Here is a 13753-nt window from a genome sequence, read left to right on the forward strand (position 1 = left end):
AACATTGAAATTGGTTGAAGAAAATTCGTGAAGGATTTACATCACATTGTTTTGCGCGCCTGTGCGCTGGGAAAACTCCACGACCTTGGGGGTGAACAGGAAATACGCGACAGCCACTGCGGGCAACAAAAGGGCAAGGCCAAGCAGGGTGTTGCCCTCAAGGAGGGCGGGGACGGCCAGGGCCACCATCAGCAGCTGCCACACGAACGCGGCCGAGCGCGTCCAGCGCATCCCCTTGAAAGCGTTGAAGGCAACCGCTGCCAGCCCAGCGGCAAGAGCCAGGAGCAGCACGATCAGGAACACGCCGCTGGCCGCTGAATACATGGGCGTGGTGAACGCCGAAATGATCGATCCCACACCCATCGCCGCGATGGCGAGGGCTTCGAGTCCCACCACGACGGCAATCACATGGACTCCCAGCGGGCGGGGGGCATCTGCAGCGGGACGGCTTTCAGGCGCCGCATCAGCATCGTTTTGACGGGCCTGTTCGGCGGGATTTTGGGCTTCATTTTCCACAAGAGCACCCTATCGGAGATTGCCTTGAGGAAGCTGGGAGGACATGGGAGGTTGTGACGCATCGCTCACGGGAATGGGCCAACATTTACTCACCAACCCCTTGTTTACATAGAGTTAACATGACACGCTTAAGTCAATGACCTAAAGGGGCCCAGAGAGGGCCTTTTCTTATGTGGCCCAAAGTGAATTTTTTCACAAGATGCCTCCCGTTTCTAAAAGGAGTGAGTGATCAGCATGGACTGGCGTAGTCGCGCAGCCTGCCTCGACAAGGACCCGGAACTGTTTTTCCCCGTGGGAAACACCGGCCCGGCGTTGCTGCAGATCGAGGAAGCAAAGAGCGTGTGCCGACGCTGCCCCGTTGTTGACACCTGCTTGAAGTGGGCCATCGAGTCCGGCCAGGATGCCGGCGTCTGGGGCGGCCTGAGCGAGGACGAGCGCCGTGCCATGAAGCGCCGCGCAGCCCGCGCCCGCCGCGCCAGCTAGCGTTCCTGTTTTTGCCGGGAGCCCGGTTTGCCTGCCAGTCCGCTGTTTGGATTGGCAGGCAAACCGGGCTCCCTTGTTTTTCCCGGGCACTTGACGTGCTCAAGGATCACCAGGGAATGCCGCCTCGGGCAGTCCAGGTGACAACGCCAAATTGGAACCGCTGCTCGCAATAGCCGTTGGCACAAACCTCGTTCCAAATCGGATAGCCGACGCGGCCGCCGGGGCCGCCAAGCTTGTTCCATTGGGCCTGGATGCCGTTCTTGACGAATTGGGCCGCCCCAACCTTGGGCGACCAGTACATTCGGCCCGTTTGAAACTGCTGGTAGCAACCGTTTTGCGCGAGGCCGCACACCTCCTCACCCAGCGGATACCCTGCCGGGAAAAAACGATTGTGTGCCGCCCGTATCCCACCGCGCAGTGAATATGCTCCGGAGCCCGGGGACCACAAAATGTCTCCGCCCTGGAATGATTGCCGGCACCCGCCGCCAGACATGCCGCACACTTCACTGGAGGTGGGATAGCCGAGGGTCCCGTTCTGCGCGCCCAGGGCCCGATACTTCCCAGCTATGGCGCCGTAAACCATGTGTGACCCGGTGGTGGGCGACCAGAAGATTTGCCCGTTTTGGAAGTTCTGCAGGCACCCCTTGGCACGAAGGCCGCATGTCTCATCCTTCAGGGGCAACCCAAGCCTGCCTTGTATTCCGTTGCTGTCCACGTAGCGGGAGCCGATGCTGCCCCTGAGCACCACAGCACCAGTCTTCGCGGACCAGACAATGATCCCCCCTTGGAAAACCTGGGCGCATGTGCCGACCCCCCCGGAGCAGTCTTCATCCCATTCCGGGTACCCGAGGATGCCATTTTGCGCCGAGAGGCTGGTCCATTTGGCACGCACCGCCCCCAAAATCACGGTAGCCCGTGTCCCGGTTGACGACACGAGGGTGCCTCGATCATAGGTTTGGCTGCAGCCGTCATTTCGCAGGCCGCAGGTCATTTTTGCTGTGGGATATCCCAGCCAGGATATGCCCCCTCGGGTCAGCCAGGAATATCCGACCTCGGAATTGGCTTCCACCGGCAGAATCCCGTACTGGGCCCGCCACGTCAGGACATGCGATCCCCAGCCATTGAATGGTTTGAACTGCTGGAACGACCCTCCCCCGGCGAAACTTTCATCCGATTCCGGGTACCCGTAGGTGGAAGCCAGCCCGCCCGAGGCAAACCAATGCGGTCCAGTGTTTCCGAGCGTGCGGTAGACGACCACAACTGTTCCTGAACCGAGGGAAAAGATTGTTCCGCCGTCGAATTCCTGGTGGCACGGACCGCGGCTGCAATTCAGCTCTGCGATGGCATTTCCCAGGCTGCCGTCGGCCCCGCCAAGCGCCTGCCATTTGGCAGCGATGGGGCCCACAACGGAAATGACGGGAACCGGGGCGGGTTCCGGTGCCACACCTGTTGGTGTCGCTTCGGGCGTCACTGGGGGCGCAGGCGTTTCGGCCGTTTCCGCGGCAGTGCCCGGGTCAGCCGGCGTCGGCGTTGGAGAAATCTGTTCAGTCGACGCCGGCGGTGGAGACGCCTGTTCGGCCGCCGCCGGGCTGATCCCCCACGCGGCCAAGGCCATGGCCAGCGTGCTCACCAGTAGTGTGGCTCGTATTCTCAATTGTGTCCCCAATATTCACGTGGCAATCCTGCTGATGAATATATTCTGAGATGCCACGGAACGCAAAGGCATCCTGCGTGTCAGACGGCTCCGTTCCGGGCTAGTGGCGGGGCATGAGGGCCATGCGCAGTTCCACCACGGTGCCGCCGCCCTCGCGCGGGGACCAGTCAATGGTGCCGCCAAGCTCGCTCGTGACAAGGGTGCGCACAATTTGCAGCCCCAGCCCCTCGGCGATGTGGCCCTCGGGGAGTCCCACGCCGTCGTCGGCGATCTGCACTGTCAGGGCATCGTCGCCGGAGGCGTTCTTGTAGCGGTTGGCCATGAGCCACACCGTTCCGCCCTTCTCCTGCAGGCCGTGTTCGACGGCGTTGGTCACCAGTTCGTTGATGACCAGGGCCAGCGGGGTGGCGAAGTCGCTGGGCAGCTCGCCAAACTCGCCCTCTCGCTCGGTCTTCACACGCTGCAGCGGCGAGGCCACCTCGGCCGACAGCCTGAACTGGCGGTCAATGAGTTCGTCGAAGTCCACGTTCTGCGCCAGGCCCTGGGACAGCGTCTCATGCACCAGGGCGATGGTCGCCACGCGCCGCATGGCCTGCTCCAGCCCCTGCTTCGCTTCCTCGCTGTGCATGCGGCGGGACTGCATGCGCAGCAGCGCGGCCACTGTCTGCAGGTTATTCTTCACCCGGTGGTGGATCTCGCGGATCGTGGCGTCCTTGGTCACCAGCTCCTGCTCGCGGCGCCGCAGCTCGGAGACGTCGCGGCACAGCACCAGGGCACCAAAGCGCTCGGTGGCGTCGCGCAGCGGGATGGCGCGCAGGGACAGGCTCACGCCGCGCGATTCAATTTCTGTTCGCCACGGCATCCGGCCCGTGACAACCAGCGGCAGCGATTCATCCACCATGCGCCGGTCCTTGAGCAGTTCCGTGGTGACCTCGGCCAGCGAGCGGCCCTCGAGGGATTCGCCGTCGCCCAGCCGGCGGAAGGCCGACACCCCATTGGGGCTGGCGTACTGGACAATGCCGTCCACGTCCAGGCGCAGCAGCCCGTCGCCCACGCGCGGGGCGCCGCGGCGTGAGCCGGTGGGCGAGGCGAAGTCCGGCCACAGGCCCAGCGTGCCCATCTTCAGCAGGTCGTAGGCGCACTGGCGGTAGGTCAGTTCCAGCCGGGACGGCATCCTGGAGCTGGACAGGTCCATGTGCGTGGTGATGACGGCCAGTGTGCGACCGTTGCGGACCATGGGGATGGCCTCCACGCGCATGGCCATGTCCGAGTTCCAGATCTTCGTCTCGTGCGAGCGCTCGATGTTCTGGCTCTTCCAGGCCGACTGCACAAGGGTTTCCAGCTCTGGCTGGATGCGCTCCCCCACAAAGTCCGCGTGGAACATGGTGTGGGACGTGGACGGGCGCACATGGGCCAGGGCCACGAAGCCGCCCTCGTTGGCCGGAAACCACAGGACCAGGTCGGCAAAGGACAAGTCGGCGATCATCTGCCAGTCCCCCACCAGCAGGTGCAGCCATTCGGCGTCCCCCGGGCCCAGGACCGAGCTATCCCTGATCATGTCGGCAAACACTGCCATGAGGGCTCCTTATGTGAGTCGTTTGGCGGGGCCCGCCGGATCCGGCGGGCCCCGCACAGTGTCCAGCCGGGCAGGCTGCGGCGCCGTGTGCGCCTAGCGCCGCACGATTGAACGCAAGAGCCTCAATGCTACCGACAATGACGCCATGTCGTCTTGTTCCAGCTCGTTGACCTCGGCAAACATGCGCACTGCCCGTGCCAGTTGTTCCTGGTTCTGCCCTTCCCAGGCGTGGATGCGCTCCATGGTGGGATCGCCGGCAACCGTGCTGTCCATGACATTTCGGGTCATGTCCGCCGTGGTTGCATAGAGGTCATCGCGCAGCGCCGCGCGGGCCAGGGCCTGCCACCGGTCGTTGCGCGGCAGCGCCGTGATCCGTTCCAGGAGCGCATCCACTCCGTACCGGTTGTACAGGGCGAAGTAAACGCTTGCCACGGATTCCAGCGGCTCATGCAGGGTTTCGCTGACCGTGGCCACATCCAGCAGCGGGAAGGTCTCGAAGAGCTCCGCCCAGCGCCGGCCCAGGGTGACGGGCATGTCGAAGGCCGTGGCACGGCTGTACCAGGTGGCAACGCGGTCAACGTCGACCCCCTGGAAGAAGTCGCCAATGCGGCTGCCCAGCGTGCCAACCACGGGCTTGAAGCGGTTGACCACCTCCTCGATTCCCTGGGAGCCGATGCCCTCGTTGACCAGCCAGCGCACGGCCCGGTCCAGCAGGCGGCGCATGTCCAGGTGGACAGTGCACCACTGCTCGGTGGGGAAACTGGGCGGCAATTCCCGCAGTTCCGCGGCCATGGCGCCAAAGTCGAAGATCTCAACAAGTGACACAAATGCCTTGGCAATGGTCAGCTCATTGGCCGAGGATTCCTCCATGGCACGGAAGGCGAAGGTGATGCCGCCCAGGTTGACCATGTCGTTGGCCACCACTGTGGCAATGATTTCCTTGCGCAGCGGGTGGGTGTCCAGCTCCGCGTCAAAGCGCGCGGCAACCTCAGCCGGGAAGTAGCGGCGAAGCGTCTTCCTGAACCACGGGTCCTCGGCCAGCTCGCTGTTGCCCAGGGCCTTTGCCAACTCCATCTTGGCGTAAGCCAGCAGGACGGCCAGTTCCGGGGAGGTGAGCCCCTGCCCGGCCGCCACGCGCTCGTCGAGCTCTGCGTTGCTGGGCAGTGCCTCCAGCTCGCGGTTCAAGTCGGCATGCTCCTCCAGCCAGTCCATGAAGCGCTGGTAGCTGGGCGTCCATTCAACAACACGCTGGCGGTCATTGAGCAGCGTGATGTTCTGCTCAATGTTGTCCTCCAGCACCAGGGTGCCGATTTCATCCGTCATGGACATGAGGAACTCGGTGCGCTCGGCCGGGTCCAGCCTGCCGGCTGCCACCATGCGGTCCACGAAGATCTTGATGTTTACTTCATGGTCGGAGCAGTCCACACCGGCCGAGTTGTCAATGGCATCCGTGTTCAGGATGACCCCGTGCAGGGCTGCCTCAACACGCCCGCGCTGGGTCATGCCCAGGTTTCCGCCTTCGCCGATGACCTTCACGCGCAGTTCGGCCCCGTCGACGCGGATGGCGTCATTGGTTTTGTCGCCCACCTCGGCGTGCGTCTCGGTGCTTGCCTTGATGTAGGTGCCGATGCCGCCGTTGTACAGCAGGTCAGCCGGTGCCAGCAGGATGGCCCGGAGCAGTTCCGGCGGGCTCAGCTTCACAATTCCCTCGGGCAGGCCCAGGGCGGCACCCACCTCGGGCGAGACGGGGATGGACTTCAGCGAACGTGAGTACACGCCGCCGCCGGCGCTGATGAGATCCTTGTTGTAGTCCTGCCATGAGGAACGCGGAAGGTCGTACAGGCGCTGGCGCTCGTCAAAGGACACGGCGGCGTCCGGGTTCGGGTCCAGGAAGATGTCGCGGTGGTCAAACGCCGCCAGCAGCCGCACGTGGCGGGTGCGCAGCAGGCCGTTGCCAAACACGTCGCCGGACATGTCCCCGACGCCAACCGCCGAGAACTCCTCGGTCTGGGTGTCGACGTCGAACTCGCTGAAGTGCCGCTTGACCGACTCCCAGGCACCGCGCGCGGTGATGCCCATGGCTTTGTGGTCGTAGCCCACGGAGCCGCCGGAGGCGAAGGCGTCGCCGAGCCAGAAGCCGTATTCTGCCGAGATGGCGTTGGCGGTGTCGGAGAAGGACGCGGTGCCCTTGTCCGCGGCAACCACCAGGTAGCTGTCGTCACCGTCGTGGCGGACCACGTTCTCCGGCGGGAGCAGGACCTCGCCGGCGTCGGAGGCCACGAGGTTGTCGGTGACGTCGAGCAGGCCGCGGATGAAGGTTTTGTAACTCTCACGCCCCTCCTCCATCCAGGCACCGCGGTCGACGGCCGGGTTGGGCAGCTGCTTGGCGAAGAATCCGCCCTTGGCGCCCGTGGGGACGATGACGGCGTTCTTGACGGTTTGCGCCTTGACCAGGCCCAGCACCTCGGTGCGGAAGTCCTCGCGGCGGTCGGACCAGCGCAGCCCGCCGCGGGCCACCTTGCCGAAGCGCAGGTGCGTTCCTTCCACGCGCGGGGAGTAGACCCAGATTTCAAACATGGGCAGCGGTGCGGGCAGGCCTGCGATGCTGGACGGGTCAAGCTTCAGGCTCAGGTAGTCGCGGCCGCGGTAGAAGTTGGTGCGCAGCGTCGATTCGACCAGGTTGGTGAAGGTGCGCAGCACGCGGTCGGCGTCCAGGGTGGGCACGCTCTCCAGGGCCGTGTTGAGTCGTTCCCGGACCCCGGCCAGCAGGCCCTCGCGGTCCTCGGCGCCCAGGGCCGGGTTGAAGCGGGTCTCGAACAGTTCAATGAGGCCGCGGGTGACATCCACGTTGTGCAGCAGGGTGTCGGCAATGAAGCCGAAGGAGTTCGTGTTTCCCATTTGGCGCATGTACTTGGCGTAGGCGCGCAGGATCACGATCTGGCGCGAGTGCATTCCCTCGGTCAGCACCAGGCGGTCAAAGAGGTCGGATTCGCTGGTGCCCGTGATGGCCGCACCAAACGCCTCGGTGAGCAGCTCCGCCGTCGCCAACGGGTCTGCGCCGGCAGGGTACTTCAGGCCGAGGTCGTAGAGGAAGAAATCGCGCTTGTCGGCGGTTTCAATCTCGAACGGGCGCTCGTCCAGGACCTCCAGGCCCAGGTTGTGGAAGTACGGCAGGATCTTGCTCAGGCTCTGCGGGTGTGCCATGTAGAGCTTGACCCGTGCGTCCTCTTCGAGTGCGTCGCCGGCACCCTCGGGCAGGTACACGTGCATGCCGGGCGCGCACTTCTCCGGGGGCAGCCCGGCCGCCGTGGCTTCCTTGTAGCGGGTGTCAAAGGCCTCGAAACGGCAAATGTCCGCGAGGGCATCCTCCACCTCAAAGTCCACCCGGTAACCGGGCGGGAAGGCCTCGGACCACTTGTCCACGAGGCGGCCGGCGCTGTCCTCGGGCTGCGAGTCCCGCAGCACCTGGGCGATGCCCTCGGGCCAGGACCGCGCCGCGCGCACCAGGCGCTGCTCCAGCTCCGCGGCGTGCAGCTCCGCGGGGACCACATAGTCCTTGGGCAGGCGGATGCGGAAGAACAGGCGGGCAAGCGCGGATTCGCTCATGCGTGCCTCGAAGTCGATGGACACGGCGTCGAAGGTGCGGGTGAGCTCCTCCTCGATGCGGTGCCGCACGGCCGTGGTGTACCGGTCGCGGGGGATGAAGACCATGGCCGACATGAAGCGGCCGTAGATGTCCGGGCGCAGGAACAGCCGCGTGCGGCGGCGCTCGGCAAGCCTGAGGATGCCGTCGGCAATCTCAATGAGGTCGGCGACCTCCATCTGGAACAGCTCGTCGCGGGGGTAGGTCTCCAGCACGGCGAACAGGTCCTTGCCGGAGTGGGAGTTGGGCGGGTAGCCGAAGTGGCGCAGCACGGCGTCGACTTTTTCCCGCACCACGGGGATGTTGCGCACGGAACCTGTGTAGACGGCCGAGGAGAACAGGCCGATGAAGCGCTGCTCGCCGTTGACGTTGCCCTGCGAATCGAAGGACTTGACGCCAATGTAGTCCAGGTAGGCGCCGCGGTGCACCGTGGAGCGGGAGTTGGCCTTGGTGATGACCAGGACCCGCTTTTCGCGGGCCTTGCGCCGGCCGGTCCGGGTCAGGTGCTGGATGGTGGGGTGGCCGGAGCCGTCGCGCAGCAGGCCCAGGCCGCTGCCTTCGCGGTTGACCAGGACGTCTTCGCCGTCGCGCTTGTGCAGGTCGTATTCACGGTATCCGAGGAAGGTGAAGTTGTCCGCCTCCATCCAGTGCAGGAGGTCCTCGGCCTCGGCCAGGTCCACAATGGATTCCCCTTCCAGGACCGAGGCCAGGATCTCGGCCCGGCTCAGGGCCTTCTCCCGCATGGCCGGCCAGTCCTCGACGGCTGCCCGGACGTTGGCGAGAACACCCTCAATCCCGGCGGTGAGCTGTTCCTTCGCGGCGTCGTCGATCTTGGGGATTTCAATGGCGATCCACGATTCCAGGACGGAGCTGTTCTCGCCGTCGCCCAGCAGGTGGGCAATGTTGGGCATGGCGGAGGTGTCGCCGCTGGCCACGCCGGCGTGCGTGGGGACCTTGGTGACCGAGTGCAGGGTGTGGGTGGCCTTGTCGCGCGAGACCACAAAAACCGGGTGCGTGACCAGGTGGATGGCAAGGTTTTGGCGGAGCAGTTCAGCGCTGACGGAGTCAACCAGGAATGGCATGTCATCGGTGATGATGAAGACGACGCTCGCATCGCGTTCATCCCGGATTTCCATGTTGGCACTGCCAGGGGTGCGGCGTTCGGCCAGCTCCTGGTGCACATGCGCCCGGGCGTTCAGCACCGTCTGGTCATACACGGCAGCATCTTCGGTGGAGAGCTGCACAAAGTAGTCGGCAAGAAATGAGTCGCCGCCAAAGCGGGCCTGGTCCTGCACGGGCTCGTGGCCGGGTGTGTGCGATGACATGAAATTAACGCCTCCGTCAAAGAGAAAAGACCGCCTCTTTGCGGTCACACCCATGAGCCTAGCCCTGAAAATCAGCCTATGCTGTGGTCTTTGAGACAGCGATTTTTGGCTTTTGCTGGTCAATTGCACAATCCAGCCCGCGAATGGCACGGCGCAGCGGGGCATCCGGGGAAAGCTCCAGCAGCAGCCTGCCCTCGAGCAGTGCCTTGTCCGTCAGTTCGGGATCCCACGGCAGGAAGTGGCTGATGCCCCTGGCCGGGCCGAAGCGCTCCCAGGCCTGCCCCAGTGATTTCTCCGGTGAGCCGCCCACGGCCCTGCGGCGCACCTTGTTGACCACCACCTGCACCTCGGCGGCGGGAAACGCCAGCTCCAGCTCACCAAGTCCCCGGATCAGCCGCGGAATGCCAATGGGGTCGCCGTTGCCCACTGCATAGATGAGCTCGGCCTGGGACAGGACCGCCAGGGTGGCGGCATTGCGCCGCGGCGCCACGGTGTCGTAGCTAAGCTCCTCGTCGTTTTCCAGGGCAAAGCCGCAGTCAACAATGACCAGCTCCGCCATGTCCCTGGCCGTGGACAGGACCCTTTCGACGGCGGCGGCCCTCAATTCCGGCCACCTGTCCGCCCGGGTCAGACCGGTCAGCAAGTGGAAGGTTCCGCCGGCGAACACCACCTGCGTGGCGGTCCGGGCCAGGTGCGCCAGGTTCAGGATGCCTTGGTCGGCGGCCCTGCAGGCCTGGGCGAAGGACGCGGATTCGTCCAGCAGGCCAAGGGCCGCCGCGACACTGGCACCGTAGCTGTCGGCGTCAATCAGCAGCACTTTCCTGCCCGCCGCCGACTGTTCCGCGGCCAGGTTGACGGCCAGGGTGGTGCGGCCGGGCGATCCAATGGGCCCCCAGACGGCAACGATGGCGCCAGGCCCGGACCCCTGCCCCGGTGCGGGCGGCAGGACCTGCAGCCGGCCGGCCTTCTTGCGGGCGCCGCCGGCCCCACGGGGCGTTGCCGCCGAGATCCTTGCCCACAGCCCGGCCCGCGCCTTGGGGTCCCTTGGCCCGCCGCTTGCCGGCGGAGGCGCGTCCAGCGCTGTTGCCGGCGCGGCCTGGGGTACCGTGCCGGGAGCGGTGTCAGCGGAGCCAGCGTCCCCGTCCACCCCGGCCTCCACTTCGCCGGGACCCATGGTTCCCGTGCGGGGATTTTCCTCCCGCTCCCCCAGTGGGTTTCCGTCCCGCACGCCACCACCGGCCAAGGTGCCGCCCGCCAGGGGATGGCGGGGCCCGGCGTCGTGCGCCAGGTCCGCAACATCCGCGGCCGGGACGGAGAATCCGGCCGCGCCGTGGTGGCGGCCTTCGACGGCGGCCACCACCGCCTGCGCGAGGACCTCGGCCGTGGCCTGCTCCGTGACGGTCGAGACCCCAATGCCGCGCAGCCGTCGCGCCTCATCCGCCGTGGTGGCCACGGCGACGACGCAGACGCCCACCGCCGCCAACCGGTCCACGAGGGTGGCCGTGAGGTCGGGGTGCGGCGCGGCGATGACGGCAGCCTGCGCCAGGCCGCTCTGGCAGGCGGCCAGCAGGCCGGCAAGTTCGCTGCAGCGGCGCACGATCCGCAGCCTGCCGGGATGCTTCTCCATTCCGGCGATGAGGTTCGTGGGGGTGTCGCCGACCGACACGACGCTCACCGGCTTCACGGGGCCGCACCCGGGTTCCAGACAACGGAGACCTTGGCCTTGTTGGCCACGGCGCCGAGGAAGCCGGGCATTTGCGCGTCGGTCACCAGGACGAGCAGCTGGGTGTTCCGGCCCGAGCCCAGCGAGGCGTTTGCGACATTGAGGGCGGCAACCTCCGCGCCCGGAAGCATGAGGACCGGGGGCTTGAAGCCGTTGCGTTCATCCGGGAGCGAGACCCAGACGTCGACGTGGGCACCCACAACGACTTCCTTGGGCAGGGGTTCATCCACCGTGACGGACGCCGGCTTGCGGTTCAGTGCGTCAACGCGGCCGATGCTGGAACGGGAAATGAGCTCGCCCTTGGGAACCATGCGGACGGCCACGGCGTGTTCATCCAGGGCATCGTCCGGGGAGAGATATTTTCCGTCAACATCGCCCAGTTGCACCTGGACCACGGTGAAGGAATCCGGGGTGATTTTCTGTCCCACTGTCAGTACTTCCCTGGCCGCATACATGGGGACCGTCCTGCCTGCGCTGCCCACGAGTGCCACCACACCGGCCACGGATGCCAGGACCAGCAGGATGCCAATCAGCAGCCGCGGGTCCTTCCACGACGGCTTGGTCAACCGTGGCGCCTGGCCCTGCCCGTCCATCCCCATGGGGCCTCCCCTTGGAACGTTCCGCCGGGCGTGGCGTGCCTCAACCCTTGAAGCGGCCCATCCGCCCACTTGTGCCGCAGGATTCGGTGGCCCGCAGCCGTCTACCATTTGTACCGCCGATCGAAGGGCGTTGAAAGGGCCAATCAGGATTTGCCCGGAATCTGTGGACAACTGGCCGCGCTTCCCGGAGCGGGATGTTCCGATTCCCTGTGGATATCGCGCAAAACCTCGTCAAAGGTGGCCAAAAGGGGCATAATGGCTTCATGCCCCGATTCCTAACACTTGCCGATGTTGCCGAACAGCTGCAAATCTCCGCCGCGGCCTGCTACAACCTGGTCCACAGCGGGGAGCTCCCCGCGTTCCAAATTGGCGGGCGCGGACAGTGGCGAGTGGACGAGGCCCGCTTCGAGGAGTTCATTGAGGCACGCCACGCCGCGGCCCGCTCCATGCTCGCCGCGCAAAAAGAGCCGGCCTCGGACCAGGCCTGACCTCGCGCCCGCTGCGCCGTGATGTTGCAACGGCTGCGGCCGCGCCCAGTCAGAACTCGTTGTCAGTGGCTGATGCGATGGACACCAGCTGCCGCAGGGGCAGCACAAGGCTGCCCTGTCTGTTGTCAGGGCTCCGGCCCACCCCGTCGGCCAGCTGCATGAGCTGGACGTAGTCCGCGCCAACCTGGTCAAGCACCCCGCGCACCACCGCCGGACGGGGCGAATCCAGCTCCAGGACAACTGCTGACCTGTTCCTGGCCAAAAGCCGCAGGGCAGCGGCCAGGGTGTAGGGAATCCTCGAAGCCGACTTTGCCCGCAATGTTCCCAGGCCATGGACATGCAGGACCTTGGCCAGTGGGAGCAATACCTGCCGGTTGCCCTCCCCGAGCAAGAGCCATTCGGGCTCCACCTTGAGCAGCATTCCGTGGAAGGCTGTGCCGTTGGCCGCGGCGATGGACAGTTGCGTCCCCAGGGCCCCACGCAGCGCCTCGGCAAGTGTGAGCTGTGAAGCCTCCACCCGCGCCAACTCGTTGATGCGGCGTTCAAGTTCCTGGGCCGTGGCCTCGTGCAGCTGGGCTTCCAGGTCGCCAAAGAGCAGTTCCCATCGCATGCCGCCACGCTAGGCCCGGTGCAGAGGCGCCGTCAATGCCACTGCGCCGGCCCGCTTCCCGCTGTCCACAATTTTCCGCACTGCACTGGACACTGGACACGGATGGGTTCAAAATTATGTGTACACATTCAAGCAACGTCTAACAGTGTCAAATGATGCCAAAGGACTATCCTCATGAAACGGCAAACTCGCGCGGACCTGGCCATGGCGGCGGCAATACTGTTGCTTGGGGCCTCCCTCGTATTCAGTGGCTTTTCCCTGCTGAAGCTGCATTGGGGATCCGGCGGGGCCACCAGGCCTTTCGGGTTGGCGGAACTCCTGGCGGTCGGATGCGCCGGCGCCGGTGCCGCCCTGCTTTGCTGGTGGCTGCTGGCCCTGGCCTGCGCATTTCTGGCAGCCACGGCCCAGGTGCCGGGCGCCGCGAAACTGGCGGCCTTCTCGGAGTCGGTCTCCCCCGCGTTCATGCGCCGGCTTGTTGTTGCGGTGCTGGGCATGAACTTGCTGGCCGCCCCGCTGGCCCACGCCGTGGGGGCTCCCGCCATCGATCCGCGGTGGCAGCCCGAAACAGTGGCAACGGAGCCTGCCGCGGCGTCGGCCCTGCCCACTGCTGGGCCGGCTGCGTCCACGGGCGCCGCCACGGGGTCCGCAGACATCCTGCCGCCGGCCTCCATGGAGCCCGTCGCCCCGCAATGGGTTCCACAGCATGCCGAAACCGATCCCGGGCCGCTGGTCCGCCCGGAACTGCGGCCCGGCCCGGTCATTGGTGGCGTGTCCCCGGACGGCGCAAGCCCCGCGGAGCCGTCTGCGGCCAGCCCAACCCACGAGGGGCCGGCAGGCGCGGCGGAGGTCCCGGCGTCGGGCGTTCCTGCCAGTGCCGTGGCCGGAACCGACGTGGTGGTGAAGCGCGGGGACAGTCTCTGGGGAATTGTGGCGGCGGCCTTGGGTCCGTACTCCACGGACGTGGACGTGGCCCTCGCGTGGCCGGCCTGGTACAGGGCCAACCGCGAAACCATTGGCGCGGATCCGAACCTCATCCTGCCCGGCCAGGTGCTCCACGCACCGTAGCGGAGCGAACCACACAGGCACAAAAATCCTGCCGGTTCGCAGACCGGCCCGGCCAAGCACAGTGCAAAGGA

The 13753-nt window shown here is 65.9% G+C and carries 10 protein-coding genes; 3 read left to right on the top strand and 7 right to left on the bottom strand.

Annotation, left to right across the window (positions count from 1 at the left end):
* Positions 1 to 36 precede the first annotated feature (36 nt).
* Positions 37 to 516 (bottom strand): hypothetical protein, encoded by a 480-nt coding sequence (locus PCK14_RS04055; protein ID WP_269937182.1) that lies wholly within the window; start codon positions 514 to 516, stop codon positions 37 to 39.
* 234 nt (positions 517 to 750) lie between these two features.
* Between PCK14_RS04055 and PCK14_RS04060 the strand changes: the two genes are divergently transcribed.
* Positions 751 to 999, top strand: a complete 249-nt coding sequence (locus PCK14_RS04060; RefSeq protein WP_103464761.1) for a WhiB family transcriptional regulator — start codon at positions 751 to 753, stop codon at positions 997 to 999.
* Positions 1000 to 1105: 106 nt separating this feature from the next.
* Here the strand turns inward: PCK14_RS04060 and PCK14_RS04065 are convergent, their stop codons facing one another.
* From PCK14_RS04065 to PCK14_RS04085, 5 genes are all read right to left on the bottom strand, one after another.
* Entirely contained in the window at positions 1106 to 2629 is a 1524-nt protein-coding gene (locus tag PCK14_RS04065) for an LGFP repeat-containing protein (protein ID WP_269937183.1), read from the bottom strand.
* A 124-nt stretch (positions 2630 to 2753) separates the two neighbouring features.
* Positions 2754 to 4229 (bottom strand): sensor histidine kinase, encoded by a 1476-nt coding sequence (locus PCK14_RS04070; protein ID WP_269937184.1) that lies wholly within the window; start codon positions 4227 to 4229, stop codon positions 2754 to 2756.
* Between the two features lie 93 nt (positions 4230 to 4322).
* Positions 4323 to 9197 (bottom strand): NAD-glutamate dehydrogenase, encoded by a 4875-nt coding sequence (locus PCK14_RS04075; protein ID WP_269937185.1) that lies wholly within the window; start codon positions 9195 to 9197, stop codon positions 4323 to 4325.
* A gap of 76 nt (positions 9198 to 9273) precedes the next feature.
* Positions 9274 to 10881, bottom strand: a complete 1608-nt coding sequence (locus PCK14_RS04080; protein ID WP_269937186.1) for an AAA family ATPase — start codon at positions 10879 to 10881, stop codon at positions 9274 to 9276.
* On the bottom strand, positions 10878 to 11519 hold the full coding sequence (locus tag PCK14_RS04085) for an SAF domain-containing protein (protein WP_269937187.1): 642 nt from the start codon (positions 11517 to 11519) through the stop codon (positions 10878 to 10880). Before PCK14_RS04085 ends, PCK14_RS04080 begins: the two co-directional genes overlap by 4 nt.
* Positions 11520 to 11782: 263 nt before the next feature.
* Here PCK14_RS04085 and PCK14_RS04090 point away from each other — a divergent pair, with 263 nt between their 5' ends.
* Positions 11783 to 12007, top strand: a complete 225-nt coding sequence (locus PCK14_RS04090) for a helix-turn-helix domain-containing protein (protein ID WP_269937188.1) — start codon at positions 11783 to 11785, stop codon at positions 12005 to 12007.
* Between the two features lie 49 nt (positions 12008 to 12056).
* Here PCK14_RS04090 and PCK14_RS04095 read toward each other — a convergent pair whose 3' ends face one another.
* Complete coding sequence (locus PCK14_RS04095; RefSeq protein ID WP_269937189.1) at positions 12057 to 12617, bottom strand: hypothetical protein; 561 nt, start codon at positions 12615 to 12617, stop codon at positions 12057 to 12059.
* Between the two features lie 174 nt (positions 12618 to 12791).
* Between PCK14_RS04095 and PCK14_RS04100 the strand changes: the two genes are divergently transcribed.
* The gene (locus PCK14_RS04100) at positions 12792 to 13682 is read left to right on the top strand and encodes a LysM peptidoglycan-binding domain-containing protein (protein WP_269937190.1); all 891 of its coding nucleotides are present in this window, start codon (positions 12792 to 12794) and stop codon (positions 13680 to 13682) included.
* Positions 13683 to 13753: the final 71 nt, after the last annotated feature.

The organism is Arthrobacter sp. HY1533 (genome assembly GCF_027568515.1).
Lineage (GTDB): Bacteria > Actinomycetota > Actinomycetes > Actinomycetales > Micrococcaceae > Specibacter.

Bases quoted from the DNA above. Each gene is read 5' to 3' on its own strand.
- PCK14_RS04070 (WP_269937184.1), bottom strand. From the start codon at position 4,229: ATGGCAGTGTTTGCCGACATGATCAGGGATAGCTCGGTCCTGGGCCCG.
- PCK14_RS04090 (WP_269937188.1), top strand. From the start codon at position 11,783: ATGCCCCGATTCCTAACACTTGCCGATGTTGCCGAACAGCTGCAAATC.
- PCK14_RS04095 (WP_269937189.1), bottom strand. From the start codon at position 12,617: ATGCGATGGGAACTGCTCTTTGGCGACCTGGAAGCCCAGCTGCACGAG.
- PCK14_RS04075 (WP_269937185.1), bottom strand. From the start codon at position 9,197: ATGTCATCGCACACACCCGGCCACGAGCCCGTGCAGGACCAGGCCCGC.
- PCK14_RS04085 (WP_269937187.1), bottom strand. From the start codon at position 11,519: ATGGGGATGGACGGGCAGGGCCAGGCGCCACGGTTGACCAAGCCGTCG.
- PCK14_RS04060 (WP_103464761.1), top strand. From the start codon at position 751: ATGGACTGGCGTAGTCGCGCAGCCTGCCTCGACAAGGACCCGGAACTG.
- PCK14_RS04100 (WP_269937190.1), top strand. From the start codon at position 12,792: ATGAAACGGCAAACTCGCGCGGACCTGGCCATGGCGGCGGCAATACTG.